Raw genomic sequence first — 16,188 nt, forward strand, 5'->3', positions numbered from 1 at the left:
CGCTCATCATTATATCATAATTCCCATGCGTCTTATAGGATTGTGCTTGTTACTCTTTTTACAAACTATCGTACAATTCCTGCATCTCCACATCATCTGGAACCAAGTGAAGATAATGCTCTGCTTGGTGTTTTGCTTCTTCAAAATCCCCCATTTCACGAAGTAGATAGATATATTGCTCTAAAAATTCTGGATTTTCCTTTAAATCCGAGAGCAACAGTCGATAGCGCTCCAAAGATGCTGTTGTCTGTTCCAAAGCCTGATAGGCACGCGCAATATTCCACTTAGTCAGTACATTGTCCATGTCTTGCTCCTCAAATTTCAAAACTTCATCAAAACGCTCTTGCTCTAAGTAAAGATTAGACAAACGTAATTCAATTTCTTCCAAGTCTTCCGCATTATCTTTTGCTTTCAAAAGGTAATCTTCTGCCTTTTGCTCATCATGAAGTTCATAAGAAAGCTGCGAAGCTAGCAACAAAAGACGCGTATCAAATGGATTTTTCGACAAACCCTGCTGCGTAAGGCGTAATGCTTCTTCTGTCTGATGTTCTGCATGAAGCGACAAAGCATAACCATACTCATAACCTTCAAACTCCGGTGAAATCGTATCAATTTGCTTAAAGTATAGATTAGCTTTTTGATATTCTTTCTGGTCATATAAAATAGTCGCTAATTCAAAGGCTACAGCATCATCGTATTCAATCTCTAAAGCTTTTTCCAAAAATTCAATCGCCACTTCAAATTTCCCCAAACTTGCATAGGAAACGCCAATCCGCTGATAAGTAGAAACACCCGTCTGCTCATAAATCATGCGATTGTCTAAGCTAGCGTATTCCTTAATGGCTTGATTAAAATTTCCCAATTCAAAATCTATTTCAGCCATGCCAAAAGTCACTAACGGTTCATCAGACAATTGCTTTGCCTCGGCTAGTTTTTCCCTTGCAACATCTGGCAAGCCTTCCATTTGATAGAGATCAGCTTTGACCAAGAGTGCTGTCACATACCAGTCACTATCGGAAGTAATTTCTTCCAGAGAGGCAAACGCTTCTTCCACTTGTCCGTCTTCACTAGCAATCTGCGCCAAACTAATATAAGCTTCTGGATAGTAAGGAGCTAATTTTTCATAAATTCGCTTCGCTTGAGGGAAAAAGCCGATACTTTCTAAGTAGTCGGCTAATTCAAATAATTCTTCTTCTGTATCATTTGTTAGAGCTCTTTCAAAATATTTATTGGCATGCGCCAAATCCTGCTTTTGCAAAGAAGCAACCATTTTCTCACTGTTGTTCAATTTCTTCTCCTGTCTCATCTACGAATTCTTCTTCATACAAGCCGCTGACTTTCTTATACCATTTAAAAATAGCAGCAATCACAACTTTTACAGACGCATAAACGGGAATTCCCAGCAAAACGCCCCAGATACCAAACATAGAACCAGCTGTCAAGAGGATAAAAAGAACATTGATTGGATGAATGTTCAATTGGCTACCGAGAATCAATGGCGACACAAACCGCCCTTCAATCGTTTGCTCTACAATAAAGACCACAATGACTTTCAAGAGCATAATTGGACCAGCAATTAAACCCAGAACAAGAGCCGGCAGCATAGCTAAAAAACTTCCCAAATAAGGAATCAAATTTAAAATCCCTGCCGTCACCCCAAGTGTCACTGCATAGCGAAGCCCGATTACTTTAAAGAAAATGATGAACATTATCGCTACGATAATAGCTACAGTTACTTGCCCACGAACGTAATTGGCAAGCTGCGTATTGACATCTGTCAAAATTTGTCCGACTGGTTCACGAAACTTAGTTGGCATGAATTTTGTCAAATAAGATTTTAAGTTTTTTCCATCTCGCAAAAGATAAAAAAGGATAAAAGGCATGATGATAATGGCTACAATCACTTGCGAAGCCGTACTAATCAATGTGCTTACCCAATTCACTGCTTTCGATGAGAAATTACTTGCCCAAGATGTCACTTGAACTGAAAAATTATTCACAATCTCTTCTAATTGAGGCTTGACATCATCAGAAATTCGACTTTCCAAAAAATCCTGAATGATTTTATTCGACTTTTGCAAATTAGCTGGTAAATTCTTTGCAAAGCTAACTATCTGATGCTGCAAACTTGGAATTGCCACAGCCAATCCCCAAATCAAGAGCAAAGCAATTAAGATAAAGACAATCGTAATCGCGACCAAACGATTGATCTTATGTTTCTCCATAAAATCTACAATTGGATTTAAGAGATAATACAAAAGCCCTGCTAAAATCACCGGCAGCATGATAACTCCGATAAATTCTAGAACAGAAATAAAAATAAAACTAATTTTGCTTAATACAAAAATATTCAACCCCAACAATAAGGTTACCAAAAAAACAGTGATTGCCTTATTGTCTAAAAACCACCGAAAAAACCATGATAGGCTGAAATCCTTCTTTTTGTGTTCCATACAGACATCCTTTTATTTATTTATCTCATTGTAGCATTTTTCACTAAAAAATTCTTGAAGAAAGGGTAGTCCTTTATGAATTTCCTTCTTGCGCTCGAGTCAAACACAAAAAGCGGTCATCCATTCAATTCATGAACGGATTCCCACTTTTAGCTTTCTTTATCTGAGAAAAAAATTGTAAACCGCATTCGTTTGTCATCAACAGCTTCAAAGCGATAGCGCAAATGATGATTTTCCAAAATCTGTTGCACGATAAAGAGTCCCAGCCCTGTTCCACCATCTTTGCGGTTACGACTGTAATCCGGACGATAAAATGGCTGAAATATTTGCTGGATTTGCTGTTCATCCAACACATGTTCCGCATCATTTTCAATGATTAACTGATTATCTTTAATCATTAAAAGAATCTCTCCGTCGACTACTGTATAATGGAAAGCATTATCTAGTAAATTTTTAATAGCTTTCAGCAAATAAGTCTTGTTGCCATGCACTTGAAGCTCTTCTAACTGTACAGTAAATTGGTAGCCTTTCACATCAGCTAACATTTTATAGCTGCTCAAGTTTTCCTCCAAGAGCTGATTAAGTGAAAATTCTTCCTCTTCCGCTTCTATTCGCATTTCAATTTTCGAAATTGCCAAGATAGACTGTACAAGTTTTGATTGCTCTTCCAAAATTTCACGACATTTATGTAGGTATTTATCTTTATCTTTGAAGTCACCAACACCATAAATCATACCATCCACAATTCCCATCATGCTGGTAATCGGCGTTTTCAGCTCATGAGAAGTCATCCGTAGAAATTCTGCTTTCTCCCGCTCGCTTTCAGCCACTTTTTCATTTTCCAATCGCAAAGCTTCAATACTCATCAACAGATTTTGATAAAGAGTGTTAATATCTTGAGCAAGATTAGAAATTTCATCATGACCTTTGACGGGACAAATTACATCTGGAGAAAGAGTTGCCATCTTACGCGTACTTTCTGAAATTTCTTTAATGCGTTTGGTTGCAAATCGACTATAAAGAAAAGCCACTATACCACCTAACGTTAACGAAAAGAATAAGATATAAGGATAAAGACTTAACAACACGTGAGTAGCATCCGATATTGGTTGGAGCGAATATTCCCCACGTAAGGTCAATGTGGTTCCTTCTGCCGTTCTTATCTTCTTGCTCATACTTTTAGTTTGATTATTCAACCTCCTGTCAGAAGGTAAAATTGTTAATTGGAATTCTCCCTTTTCATTAGCTAAATCAATATGTGGATAAATAAGTTTTCCTTTCGCATCTAATATACTAAACCAGACGCGTGTATTCTTTCGATTGTAGTCACTTAAAAGCTTTCCTATATCATCTGACGGTTTTCCTTGAACTTGCTGAGCAATCTGAAAGAACTCACTTTTAGCTTCTCGATGCTTGACTTGCTCATAATAAACAGGCATCACAAAATAGAGTGTTGTTAAAACCGTTGTCACGACAATAAAAATTATTGTTCCTGTCAAAAGAAAATGCTTTTTAGCAATTCTCACTCTTCTTCTCCTCCAAGTTGATAACCCATACCAGTAATGGTTTTAAGAGGAATTCCTGGAATTTTTTTGCGAATATTCTTCACATGATTGTCCAATACACGACTATCCAGTTCGCTATAACCCCAAATTGTATTCATCAATTGATCCCGAGTCACCAAATGATTTTTTCTTTTAGCTAAAGCTTGGATAATTTCATATTCTTTTTTAGTAGGAGACATTTTCTCTTCTTGCCAATAAACTGTACAATCGTCAATTGAAACACGTAAGTCTCCAACGACAATCTCTGATTCTGTCACAGTACTCCGGAAAATATTTTCAATGCGTTTCATCAAAATAAGTGGCGAAAATGGTTTGGTAACATAATCACTGATAAGGTGATTAAAGCTGACCAGCTGAGTATATTCATCATCTAGTGCAGTTAACATCATAACTGGTACCTGCGACGTCTTCCGGATTTCCTTCAACACATCCATACCGCTCATAGAGGGCAACATAACGTCCAAAATGATGAGGTCAAACGATTTTTCCTCAAATTCACGTAAGGCTTCTGCCCCGTCAAAAACCGGTGTCACCTCATAATGATTTTCTTTCAAAAATTCACAAATCACTTGATTAATCGTAGTGTCATCTTCTACTACTAAAATCTTATGCATTTCTTACTCCTTAAAATATAGATTTAAAATTAAATGACTGCTAATCAATGTAAAGATTACTTTTATTATACAACAAAATAGTGAACTTACAAAGATTGAACCGTGATGCAGGATAAAAACTTTCTTCCAAAAATCTAAACATTTTTCAGAAGTCAAACAGACAACCATAATTGTTAGCACAACCACCCGCAAATCTATTTTTATTGTATCAAAGTTATCTGTTCCCATCCTATCTCGAATCTATTTTTTATCTATTTTTTCATCATAAAACTGATAGCGGCTTTCATTTGTGAAAACCATTTCATCTATTTTTGTGTTATAATAAAAGTATCAAATATTTCGAGGTGAATGATGACACAAACAGTTTATTTTGGAACTTATACACGTCGTAGCTCAGAAGGAATTTACAAAGCTGATTTTGATACTAACACAGGAGAACTGGCAAATTTAACACTTATTGCAAAAGAGCCAAATCCTACTTATTTAGCTTTTGACAAGCAACAGAACCTGTATTCTGTCGGAACTGAACACGGCGAAGGAGGCATTGCAGCCTTTAATAAAGCCGGGCAGTTGCTCAATCACGTTGTGGCCGAAGGTGCTCCTCTATGCTATGTGAGTGTAGATGAAGCAAGAAGCCTTGTCTACGGGGCAAACTACCATAAAGGACAAGTATTAGTTTATAGACGACAAGAAAATGGTAGCCTTAAATTAGTTGATTCTGATGTTCATATCGGCTACGGTCCTCATGAAAACCAAGCTGCTGCTCATGTGCATTTTGCAGATTTAACACCCGATAAGTATCTGGTTACGTGTGATTTAGGAACTGATGAAGTTGTGACATATGAAATTAGTGATTATGGACGCCTAAATCGATTAGAGACTTATCATGCGACACCCGGCGCTGGCCCACGTCATATTGTGTTCCACCCTCACTACAAAATTGCTTATCTTATTTGTGAATTAAACTCTACTATTGAAGTTTTAATTTATGATGGTGATGGTCAATTTGAACGCCTGCAAACCATCTCCACTTTACCAGAAAACTTTTCAGAATTTAATGGAACAGCTGCTATTCGCTTATCTGCTGACGGTCGCTTCCTTTACGGGTCCAATCGCGGGCATAATTCAATCGCTATTTACAAAGTAGCAGGAGACGGAACACTTGAACTTGTAGAATTCGTACCAACTAATGGAAAAAATCCACGTGATTTTAATATTACACCAGATCAACAGTATATCATCGCAGCTCATCAAGACTCAGACAATGCGACTGTCTTCAAACGTGATCCAGAAACAGGAAAATTAACAGAATTATCACATGATTTCTTTGTTCCAGAAGGTGTTTGTGTTGCTTTTACTCATTAATCGGCTCTTCTTAAGAGACTAATCCCAATCGCCTATGGTTGGGATTTTTTGTTGTCTTATATGTCATCTTCCCAGATTCTATTCGTTTGCAAGTAATTGTATTAGGGAGCATGATTGTCTGCTTTAGTCTCCAATTTTACACCGAACATCATGATACTGACGAAAAGAACATAATAAAAAGAGGCAAGGGAATGAAGCCTTGTCTCTTTATTGTTTTAGTTTAAAATCGGATATTTTCTCGTGTTTTTTCATACGATGTAACAAAACGATTGGTTACACCGGGTTCTACTACATCCAATGCTTGCGAGATCTCCTCAAACGATGCTTGATAATCAAAGTCATTTTCAAAAATCTCTAGTGCACGGTTGAAGGCAGTTTGAACTCCTTCATCAAATGAACGATAGCGATTTGAATATTGTAACAATTGCTCTGTCAAAGTAGCATTTTCAACAATCCGATAAGTCTCATTTTCCAGTTCATTCATATCATTTGTCAAAATCTCTAGCATACGGTTTACTGATTCGATATTGACACGATATTGTTCCAATTCTGCTACTAAAGCTTCTGTGTTATCACTTGCAGTAAAGAAAGTGGTCAGGAAGCTCCGTGGAATACCCGGCAAATTGCGTTTTTCCATATAACGCTTAATCGTGTGCAATTTGTTGATATAAATATTAACTTTTTGTCGAGCATTGGCATCATCTTTTTCAATTTTAGCCAATTTTTCACTCAACACTAACTGCTCATCTTCAATTTCTTTCACTCGTTTTTGAATAGTTTCAAGATTTTCTTGAAGAACAGAATAAGCTTGTTTTCTTTCTGAAGAATCTTCAATCGCTTCTAAAACAACATCATCTAAACTAGAAAGTTCACTTTGAAGTCGGCGAACATGATTTGTATCGCTTTCTGTCAAGAGATACAATTTTGAAAGGCGGGCAATCTCTGTCAAAAGATTTTGATTGTTTTCTTTTGTATGACCTAAATAACCTGGTAAACTATTGACTAATTTGACAACTACTTTATGTGACTTGATTTCACGGTTAAACATGTCATATAAAGCATCCATTTCTTCTTGGATTTGCGTATTTTCATATTGTGCATTGTCTAATTCCAAACTAGCAATGTTTTCACTGTTACGTTTCAAACTAGTATGCAGCTGTTGGAAGCGAGATTCAATATCAGTTTCAATAAAGTGATAACCGGATTCCAGTAATTTGCGATGACCAGACTCCAAATCTTCCAACTGTTCTGGTAACTTTTGATCTAATTCTGATACAAGCTCTGGGATTTTTTCCACAATATGCGTTAAAGCAAGGATATGATCTTCTGTTTTATCTAAAATTTCTGCTGCTTCAACAGGGTCTCCCGATGAATTCAAGGTTACAAATTGAGAGAATTCAGATTGAATTTTCTCTAATTGTTTTTCAATCTCAGGAAGTGCTGAGCCATAACTTTCTGTATCATTTGCCACAGACACTTGCAACTTTTCAAATAAATCCAAAGCATGCAAGACACGACCACTATTTTTAGATTCTTGCTTTTCTAATTCAGCAAGTGCATTGCGAATAGCAGTAATATCTTCTTCAATCAAGTCAATTTGGCTCTCAATTTTATCAATACCATGCTTTGCTTTTAGAAACCGAAACGAATTATTGTAACTTTCCGTTTCAAAAAGGTTGTTTTCAATGTCTGCAAAAGAATTTAAAGAAAGGTCAACCCATTTTTGATTCCATTCACGAAAAGCCACTTGACTTTGTCCAATCAAATGCATGTTTTTAACCGCTTCTACTTCATCATTTACAGGAAGATTATAAAGTTCTTCTTTGCGATCTTCTAACTTAGCAAGTAAAGTATCATTTCTTTTTCTTAATAAGACAGCAGTTATGTAAGCAACAATCAAGAGAACTGCTATCACTATGATTAGTATGATTAGTCCGTTAGACATGTAAAACTCCTTCAAAATATTACTTGAAAATAATCATGATTATTATATCATAATTTTCTTGGTAAATGTGAATTTTTTCAGATTTTTTTAAACGTCCAATGTACTATATACGGCGTTCTCTTCGATAAATTCACGACGAGGTTCTACACGGTCCCCCATTAGCATATCAAAAATCTTGTCCGCTTCTGCTGCATCATCTACTGAGACACGCGCCATTAAGCGATGTTCTGGGTTCATCGTTGTTTCCCAAAGTTGGTGGTCGTCCATTTCTCCCAAGCCTTTGTAACGTTGAATACTTGGTTTAGAACGCCCTTCAGAATAACGCTCCAATGCCAACTGTAGCTCTTCTTCTTGATTGGCTCCGGGCTGGATGTATTCTTTCACTTCACTGCCGACTTTCACACCATAAATAGGCGGTTGAGCAATATAGACATAGCCCGCTTCTAAAACAGGCTTCATATAACGATAAATCAATGTCAAAAGAAGGGTTCGGATATGCGCACCATCAACATCGGCATCGGTCATAATGACTAATTTTTGATAGCGAGCCTTGCTCACATCAAAATCCGCTCCAAAGCCTGTTCCCATTGCGGTAAAGAGACTACGAATTTCTTCATTGGCTAAAATTTTATCCATGCTGGCTTTTTCAACATTTAAAATCTTACCACGAATTGGCAAAATAGCCTGAAACTCCCGATTTCGACCAGACTTGGCTGAACCACCTGCCGAATCTCCTTCCACGATGAACAATTCTGTTTCGTGTGGATCATTAGAAGAGCAGTCTGCCAATTTACCAGGTAGATTTGAAATTTCAAGACCTGATTTCTTGCGGGTCACTTCACGTGCACGCTTGGCTGCAATCCGAGCTTTAGATGCCAAAATTCCCTTTTCAACAATTTTCTTAGCAACCGCAGGATTTTCCAAAAGGAAATCTGAAAAAGCTTCGCTAAAGAGACGATTGGTTATTTTAACAACTTCGCTATTTCCAAGCTTCGTCTTTGTTTGTCCTTCAAATTGAGGATTAGGGTGTTTGACAGAGATGACCGCTGTCAATCCTTCACGGACATCTTCACCAGTCAGGTTGTCTTCATTTTCTTTCAGAAGTTTATTTTTCTTGGCATAGTCATTGATGACACGTGTGAGCGCTGTACGAAAACCTTGTTCATGCGTCCCGCCTTCATGAGTGTGGATGTTGTTAGCAAAACTCATGACAGTTTCGTGATAGCCTGTTGTATACTGCATAGCTACTTCAACAGTAATATCATCCATTTCTCCGTCTGTATAAATTGGATTTTCAAAGATAACATCTTTATTTTCATTGATATACTGGACGTAGCTGGCAATCCCACCTTCATAATGGTAATCTTTTGTTTGCTCCAAACCTTCCCGTTTATCCGTAATAGAAATTCGCAGACCACGATTCAAAAATGCTAGTTCTTGCACCCGTTTATTTAATTTTTCAAAATCAAATTCAACCGTTTCTGTGAAGATTTCTGGGTCTGGTGTAAAATGAACAGTTGTCCCTGTGCGATCAGTCTCGCCGATGATTTCTAAATCTGCAACTACATGTCCGCGACGATATTCTTGGAAATGAATCTGACCATTCTTGTAAACCCGAACATCAAGTTGAGTAGAAAGAGCATTAACCACGGAAGATCCGACACCATGCAATCCTCCAGATACCTTGTACCCGCCACCGCCGAATTTTCCTCCAGCATGAAGAATGGTAAAGACAGTTTCTACCGCAGGACGACCTGTTTTTTCTTGAATATCTACAGGGATTCCACGACCGTCATCAACAACGGTAATCGAATTGTCTTTCTCAATAAATACTTGAATATGTGTTGCAAAACCAGCTAGCGCCTCATCAATTGAGTTATCTACAATTTCCCAAACAAGATGATGCAGTCCTTCTTTTGAAGTTGAGCCAATATACATCCCTGGACGCATTCGGACAGCTTCCAAACCTTCTAAAACCTGAATTTGACTGGCATCATAATCTTGTGCTTGCAGTTCTTTATTTTCTTCTGACATACGATTCCTTTTCTATATTTTTATAAATTTCTTGAGATTTTCCATATCATCAAAGAGATAAGTTGCAAAGCCAGCTGATTGACCCGCTTCTGTGTCAATTGAACGATCTCCGATGACTAACCCATTCTCAATCTGATACTTATCTTTTAAATAAAGCATTGACTCAGGATTTGGCTTTCTCTTAAAACCACGATTAGAAGTCACCACTTCTGTAAAGTAACCTGAAATCCCCGTTTTATCAAGAATCTCTAAAACCTGATCATTCCGATGAGAAATCAGAAAATTACGCCCTCCTTGTGCAACGATATTCTTGAGCAAATCTGCAGCACCTTCAAATAATACTGGATGAGCTAACTCTCTTGCTTCATTCACTTTATAAGTTTGTAAAAATGCAGGAATGTTAGGCGCAAATTGAGTAACTGCATAGGGAGTGGAAATCTTCAGCGCTTTATAAACATCATCATGATTAGCTTGAATCCCAAAACCAGCTAACGTTTCTACAAATGCAGCCGTTGACGTCTCGTAATTATTGAGGAGAGTCCCCCCTAAATCCCAAATATAATCTTGATAATCCATACTTTTTATTATAACATATTTTTGTAAAAAATTGCTGTTAAAACAGATAGGAAAGCCTATTTTAGACATGAATTTTCATAAAAAAACTTACTTGGATCATTCCAAATAAGTTTTAGTATCATAGACAATCAATCACCGTAAACATCATTGTAAAGCATCGCCGTTGCAAGCTGCTCACTGTCTCCGCCTAACTGATGAACCAACTCATAAGCAAAAGCTAGAGCAGTTGCAGGTCCTCGGCTAGTAATCACTTTCCCGTCAACAACGACGGTTTGCTTGATATAAATGCCAGAATCAATATCTGACTCGATACCATCGTAACAGGTAAACTGTTTGTCCTTTAAAATACCTGCACGATTGAGTGCAATCGGTGCTGCGCAAATAGCAGCTATCCACTTGCCTTCTTCTTGCATCTTTTGTAGAGCTGACATCAAACGATCATCATCTCGCAAATTTGTCGCACCAGGCATTCCTCCCGGCAGTATCACCAATTCATAATCATCTAACTTTCCAGCCCAAACTTTATCTGCTTGAACTGCGATACCGTGAGAACCTGTTACCGCTTTTTCAAAGCCAATCATGTCACATAGGATTCCTGCACGGCGAAGAACATCCACAACCGTCAATGCTTCAATTTCTTCAAAGCCATTGGCTAACATAACAGCTACTTTTGTCATACTTCTTCTCCTTTATTTTAATTGTTTTAATACTACTTTTTTACGCCTTGTAGGATAATGTGAGCGTTTTTCATCTGATAGATTATTTTGATAGCTCATAGAAAGCAAGAGCCCAACCCCGATTAAATTACTGATGATAGAGGATCCCCCTTGCGAAATAAATGGAAGTGGAATCCCTGTCAAAGGCAAAATTCCCGTCACTGCTCCGATATTTTCAAAAATATGAAAGAGTAACATCATGATAAAACCAGTAGAAATATAGGTGTAAAATTGATTATTTGATTTCAGCGTAATTTTTAACATACGATAAATCAATAGCAAATACAAGGTAATCACAATCGTTGCACCGACAAAACCAAAATCTTCTGCAATGACAGTAAAAATCATATCACTTTCACGTACAGGCACCAATAGATTGGATACATTAAACCCTTGTCCCCAGAGACCACCACTACCAATTGCTATTTGACCTTGTGCCTGTTGATAAGTAGTGGTTTGAGCGTAGTCAAACGGATTCAGCCAAGCCAAAATACGGTTGATCTGATAGGTTGGCATCCCAATTTGGTGCAAAAAAGCTCGCCCGTCTTTTGAAATGAAGATAAGTAAAAAGCCACCGCCTACAACCAGAATGGTCAAAACAACTGGTACAATAATTTTCCAAGACACACCTGATAAGAGGACAATTCCTGAAAAGATTGCGATAAAGACTAATGCTGTCCCTAGGTCACTCTGCAATGCCAATAAAATCAGAACGGGTAAGGTATAAAGGGCTAACTCAAAAATCAGGAAGAAGTCCAATTTAACCGTTCGCTCTCTATCTTTATAACGCTGTAAAAAATTAACAACAACTCGTGACAGCATCAGAATATAAGAAATTTTCATAAATTCAGACGGTTGGAACAAGGTGACACGCCCTATAGTTACCCAGTTTTTCGCTCCTGTCGAAGCAACTAATTCTGAACTATAAAAAATAAGCGGAAGTACCATCAGGGATAAGCCAAATACATATAAGTATGGCGTTATTTGCCAAAGAAATTTTGTATTAAATAGCATAATAATCAAACTGATAACTGTCCCCAGAGCAATCCAAGCAATCTGTTGCCCTACAATTGGCCAAACATTTTTTGGATAATCATGACTAACAGCGATATAAATGGCTACAACACCAATAAAAAGCAAACAAAACACCGGTAATATTAAACTATAATCCACTCGTGAATCAATCGAGCGTTTTTGATAAGGCATATCTCCTCCAACATACGTAATAAATGTCAGTCACTTTTAAAGCACTTTTATGAGAAAAAGTATTGAATAATTAAGCTCGATACAGCAACTGCAAACCAAGCAAATGCTCCTGTCAACAACGGCGCTGCGCCTGCTTTTCTAAATTGCCCAAAGGATACCCTTGCACCAATTCCAGCAAGAGCCATTGCCATAAGCCATTGTGACAAGAACTTTGTTGCAGGAACGAGCGAACTTGGAAAAATCCCAACACTAGTAACAATAGACGCCACAACAAACCACAAAATAAACCAAGGGAAAATCTTCTTTAAATTGACTTTTTGATGACTGCTTTGTGAGCGTACATATCGGACTCCTGCAAAGATGAGACAAGCTGGTACAATCATTAAAGCACGACTTAGTTTTACAATCGTTGCCAAATCTCCCGCCGACTGACTGTAAGTGTATCCTGCTGCTACAACAGATGATGTATCATTGATAGCGGTTCCTGCCCAAGTTCCAAAAGTTGCATTATTCATATGCATCAGATGCCCTAAAAATGGGAAAATAAAAACTGCTAAAATGTTAAAGAAGAAAATTGTTGAAATAGATAAAGCGATGTCTTCATCTTTTGCTTCTAAAATCGGTGAAGCTGCTGCAATGGCAGAACCACCACAAATAGCCGTTCCAAATCCAATTAAAGTGGTTAGAACTTTGCCCATTCCCAACAGACGTCCTACCACATAAGCTGAAATAAAAGCAATCAGTATAGTTAAAATGCTAATTTTTAAAGAGGAGATGCCTGTAGCAGAAACCCGACCAATGGACATGCTGAACCCCAGCAAAATAATGGAATATTGCAGTAATTTCTTACCTGAATAAGCTAAACCAGCATGATAAGTCTTTTTTATATGAAAAAGATTATTGGCTAAAATTCCCAAAAGAATGGCAAAAACGCTGGAGCCAATCAAGGGAAAGAAATTTCCCAAGACGGTTGCTACTGCTGCTAATACAAAAGCAAAACCAATCCCTGGAAGATATTTTTGATACATATTGAACCTTCTTTCTTTGTGTTTCTATTATAACAAAATTTAAAACTAGCAGCGGAGAAAATTAGTATTTTTAACAAAAAAACTCAGTTTACTTTGAACTGAGTCATTAATAAATTGAAGTTACATCGTTTCCTTCTTCAAAAATTGCTCCATCTCTTTTGGAATTTTTTTCATACTTGTGACGGATATTGGAGCAATTTTTTCCAAGGCCGTCTGAATTTGGCGTCCGTAACGTTTGGTTAACATGCGATTGTCTAAAATGACGACTGCTGACTGCTGCTCTTGATGTCGAATTGTACGTCCCAAAGCCTGTTTTAGGCGTAAAATCGCAACAGGTAAACTATAATCATAAAAAGGATTCTTACCTTCTTGCCGCAATTTGCGGTTGAGTTTTTGCGTAAAGAAATCGCTCGGATTGTCAAATGGAATCCGTGTAATGACTTCAATCATTTGCTCCTGACTGGAGAAATCCGTTCCCTCCCAAAAACTACCAGCCCCTAGTAAAATACTCGTTTCCCCTCTATCAAAACGTCGTTTAATATTAGCTGCTTCACCATTCTTATACTGGGCTAAATGAGGAAGACGCAAGCGTTCTGAAACAGCCAGTAGTAACGATTTTGATGTAAACAAAACGAGGAGAGGAGCCCCTTGAGTAGCCAACTTATGTACCCATTTAACAATCAAATCTGCATAAATATCTATATCTAACTCTACAACATTTGGAAAATTCTTATCCAGCCATATTTTCTGCTGATATTTCTGCTTTTGTGGCAACTGATAAAATGGTGCATGTTCAAAACCAAGTAAATGAGCCAAATGCACTTTTTTGCTGATTTCCAGTGTAGCCGAAACGAACAAGACTTGAACTTCTTCGGGTAGCAAGGCTCGAAAATCTAGCACTTCTAGGCAAGCGGCTTCCAACATCGTCACTCGATAATCCTCAAACTGCTCTTCTTTTAACCAGAACTGGTCATATTTTGTGGCAAAAATAGTGCGTAAGTCAGCAAGAGAGCTTTGATCTAACTCTGATAAATCTTGTCGGAGTTTGGAACAGGTTTCTTTCGTTAGCTCATTTTTCTTGTAACGTTGGAATTGTTCCATCGCATGAGTCAATTCAAATTGAATGTCCTCTATTAACCGACGTTGCAAAATGGTATCTGTTGTTTCAAGTTCTGATTGAATCTGCTGCAAGCATTTTGTCATATTGAGGGATTTTCGAGAGAGATTTTCCAAAGCTAAAAACAACTTCTGAGCTTCATCTACAATCAAAAGTCGATTCTCCACTATAGATTTATCATCTTCTAGCCGCGTCAAAAAATAAGCATGATTGGTCACTAATACACGACTGCGTTTGGACTTTTCTTGACCTTTTTGCCAAAAATCTGCACCATAAAAGAGGGATTTTTTGCTCATTTTCCCATCATGAAGCACCTGTTGAAAATAGGTCTGATAGCGATGCCGTTGACCAATTTCATCCAAATCACCAGATTCTGTTTCTGTGAGCCAAACTAAAAGTAACATTTTGCAACGATTGACCAAACGATTGTCATCTACCTGCTGCAAACTGTCATAAAAGAAGTCAAGCTTTAAATAATTAGCAGGGCTTTTCAAGCTATGAACAGAAACATGAAAGATTTCTTCTAACTTTTGTCCTTCATTTGCCACAATCTGATCTTGCAACACTTTCGTAGGAACCGTTGCCAAAATTTGCTTGCTCGTTTGAGCCAAAGCAGGAAGCAAGTAACCATAGGTCTTTCCTAACCCTGTCTGAGCTTGTAAAAAACTTGGTTGCTGACTTTTTAAAGCCTGTTCCACATCATGTGCAAAGTTATCTTGTTCTTTTCGTTCCTCTAAATCCAACAAATTGATATTGTGTTGGAAATTTTGGGATAATTTCCTTGCTTTTTTAATCTTTTTACTTTTTCTAAGAAAAATTCCCTGCCGCTTTATCAAATCGTGGCAAGTTATGTCCGACATTTGGTTAAAAGCATCTTCTATTGCTAAGCGTGATTCATAAATCAAACTATTCGAAAACGTTAACAAATATTCCACTAACTCTTTTGGAAGTTTTTGGATTTTTTCTTGTATTTTTAAAAATAATGTAGCCGTTGCTGAGGCATCTGCAAGTGCTGTATGCGCATGTTTCAAAGGAATGTCTAACTGTTCACATAATATTCCTAGATTGTATTTTTCAAACGTTGGGAAAAAGACTTGCGCAAGCTCTACTGTATCTACCCTCGGAGTCACTAATTCAAATCCTTCCCAAAAGAGGGCTTCTGCCAATAAATTAGCATCAAATTTCACATTATGAGCCACAAAAATGGCATCCTCAATCAACTCATAAATCTCACGAGCTACTTGAGAAAAGTCTGGCGCCCTTCTCAATCGCTTATCTGTCAATCCTGTTAATTGGCAAATATGAGAATCCAGCTTCTCATGAGGATTCACATCGGTTTCATAAGTTTTGACAATCTGACCATTTTCAATCAGCACAATCCCGACTTGAATAATCTTGGCGTTGCTGCTGGCACTCGTTGCCTCTAAATCCACCACAGCATATTTTCTTTTTTCTTGTATCATATTAGAAAAATTATACCATAAATCCAACTATTTCGTATCACGTTTTATGCCTTATTTTTCCTTGATAAATAGCTTGATATTTCTTTTATGTCATTTTTCATATTTT

Annotated in this window: 12 protein-coding genes; 1 reads left to right on the forward strand and 11 read right to left on the reverse strand. The window is 37.4% G+C overall.

What is annotated here, in order from left to right; genetic code table 11:
- Positions 1 to 58: 58 nt before the first annotated feature.
- The 4 genes from ANG_RS07810 to ANG_RS07825 form a co-directional block, all read right to left on the reverse strand.
- The gene (locus tag ANG_RS07810) at positions 59 to 1,288 is read right to left on the reverse strand and encodes a tetratricopeptide repeat protein (RefSeq protein WP_025271885.1); all 1,230 of its coding nucleotides are present in this window, start codon (positions 1,286 to 1,288) and stop codon (positions 59 to 61) included.
- Complete coding sequence (locus tag ANG_RS07815; protein ID WP_025271886.1) at positions 1,275 to 2,453, reverse strand: AI-2E family transporter; 1,179 nt, start codon at positions 2,451 to 2,453, stop codon at positions 1,275 to 1,277. Before ANG_RS07815 ends, ANG_RS07810 begins: the two co-directional genes overlap by 14 nt.
- A 149-nt stretch (positions 2,454 to 2,602) precedes the next feature.
- Positions 2,603 to 3,979, reverse strand: coding sequence for a HAMP domain-containing sensor histidine kinase (locus tag ANG_RS07820; protein WP_003037485.1), 1,377 nt, complete (start codon positions 3,977 to 3,979; stop codon positions 2,603 to 2,605).
- A complete protein-coding gene (locus ANG_RS07825; RefSeq protein ID WP_025271887.1) occupies positions 3,976 to 4,632 on the reverse strand; it encodes a response regulator transcription factor in 657 nt (218 codons plus the stop codon). The genes ANG_RS07820 and ANG_RS07825 overlap by 4 nt, the downstream gene beginning before the upstream one ends.
- Before the next feature lie 351 nt (positions 4,633 to 4,983).
- Between ANG_RS07825 and ANG_RS07830 the strand changes: the two genes are divergently transcribed.
- On the forward strand, positions 4,984 to 5,997 hold the full coding sequence (locus ANG_RS07830; RefSeq protein WP_003037390.1) for a lactonase family protein: 1,014 nt from the start codon (positions 4,984 to 4,986) through the stop codon (positions 5,995 to 5,997).
- Positions 5,998 to 6,217: 220 nt separating this feature from the next.
- On the opposite strand, the gene ezrA is transcribed toward ANG_RS07830, so the two are convergent.
- The 7 genes from ezrA to ANG_RS07865 form a co-directional block, all read right to left on the reverse strand.
- Positions 6,218 to 7,942, reverse strand: coding sequence for a septation ring formation regulator EzrA (gene ezrA, locus ANG_RS07835; RefSeq protein ID WP_003037351.1), 1,725 nt, complete (start codon positions 7,940 to 7,942; stop codon positions 6,218 to 6,220).
- An 87-nt stretch (positions 7,943 to 8,029) separates the two neighbouring features.
- On the reverse strand, positions 8,030 to 9,976 hold the full coding sequence (gyrB, locus tag ANG_RS07840; protein ID WP_003025329.1) for a DNA topoisomerase (ATP-hydrolyzing) subunit B: 1,947 nt from the start codon (positions 9,974 to 9,976) through the stop codon (positions 8,030 to 8,032).
- A 12-nt stretch (positions 9,977 to 9,988) separates the two neighbouring features.
- Entirely contained in the window at positions 9,989 to 10,552 is a 564-nt protein-coding gene (locus ANG_RS07845; RefSeq protein WP_020999524.1) for an HAD-IA family hydrolase, read from the reverse strand.
- A 128-nt stretch (positions 10,553 to 10,680) separates the two neighbouring features.
- The gene (locus ANG_RS07850; RefSeq protein WP_003037293.1) at positions 10,681 to 11,229 is read right to left on the reverse strand and encodes a DJ-1 family glyoxalase III; all 549 of its coding nucleotides are present in this window, start codon (positions 11,227 to 11,229) and stop codon (positions 10,681 to 10,683) included.
- A 12-nt stretch (positions 11,230 to 11,241) separates the two neighbouring features.
- The gene (locus ANG_RS07855) at positions 11,242 to 12,474 is read right to left on the reverse strand and encodes an FtsW/RodA/SpoVE family cell cycle protein (RefSeq protein ID WP_025271889.1); all 1,233 of its coding nucleotides are present in this window, start codon (positions 12,472 to 12,474) and stop codon (positions 11,242 to 11,244) included.
- 47 nt (positions 12,475 to 12,521) lie between these two features.
- Positions 12,522 to 13,502, reverse strand: coding sequence for a YeiH family protein (locus ANG_RS07860; protein WP_003031880.1), 981 nt, complete (start codon positions 13,500 to 13,502; stop codon positions 12,522 to 12,524).
- 120 nt (positions 13,503 to 13,622) lie between these two features.
- A complete protein-coding gene (locus ANG_RS07865; RefSeq protein ID WP_020999523.1) occupies positions 13,623 to 16,082 on the reverse strand; it encodes a bifunctional DnaQ family exonuclease/ATP-dependent helicase in 2,460 nt (819 codons plus the stop codon).
- Positions 16,083 to 16,188: the final 106 nt, after the last annotated feature.

The organism is Streptococcus anginosus subsp. whileyi MAS624 (assembly GCF_000478925.1).
Classification (GTDB): Bacteria; Bacillota; Bacilli; order Lactobacillales; family Streptococcaceae; genus Streptococcus; species Streptococcus whileyi.

What these genes read in the sequence shown, in the direction of transcription:
- ANG_RS07855 (WP_025271889.1), bottom strand. Translation starts at nt 12,474, where the DNA reads ATGCCTTATCAAAAACGCTCGATTGATTCACGAGTGGATTATAGTTTA.
- gyrB (WP_003025329.1), bottom strand. Translation starts at nt 9,976, where the DNA reads ATGTCAGAAGAAAATAAAGAACTGCAAGCACAAGATTATGATGCCAGT.
- ANG_RS07850 (WP_003037293.1), bottom strand. Translation starts at nt 11,229, where the DNA reads ATGACAAAAGTAGCTGTTATGTTAGCCAATGGCTTTGAAGAAATTGAA.
- ANG_RS07830 (WP_003037390.1), top strand. Translation starts at nt 4,984, where the DNA reads ATGACACAAACAGTTTATTTTGGAACTTATACACGTCGTAGCTCAGAA.
- ANG_RS07860 (WP_003031880.1), bottom strand. Translation starts at nt 13,502, where the DNA reads ATGTATCAAAAATATCTTCCAGGGATTGGTTTTGCTTTTGTATTAGCA.
- ANG_RS07815 (WP_025271886.1), bottom strand. Translation starts at nt 2,453, where the DNA reads ATGGAACACAAAAAGAAGGATTTCAGCCTATCATGGTTTTTTCGGTGG.
- ANG_RS07865 (WP_020999523.1), bottom strand. Translation starts at nt 16,082, where the DNA reads ATGATACAAGAAAAAAGAAAATATGCTGTGGTGGATTTAGAGGCAACG.
- ANG_RS07825 (WP_025271887.1), bottom strand. Translation starts at nt 4,632, where the DNA reads ATGCATAAGATTTTAGTAGTAGAAGATGACACTACGATTAATCAAGTG.
- ezrA (WP_003037351.1), bottom strand. Translation starts at nt 7,942, where the DNA reads ATGTCTAACGGACTAATCATACTAATCATAGTGATAGCAGTTCTCTTG.
- ANG_RS07845 (WP_020999524.1), bottom strand. Translation starts at nt 10,552, where the DNA reads ATGGATTATCAAGATTATATTTGGGATTTAGGGGGGACTCTCCTCAAT.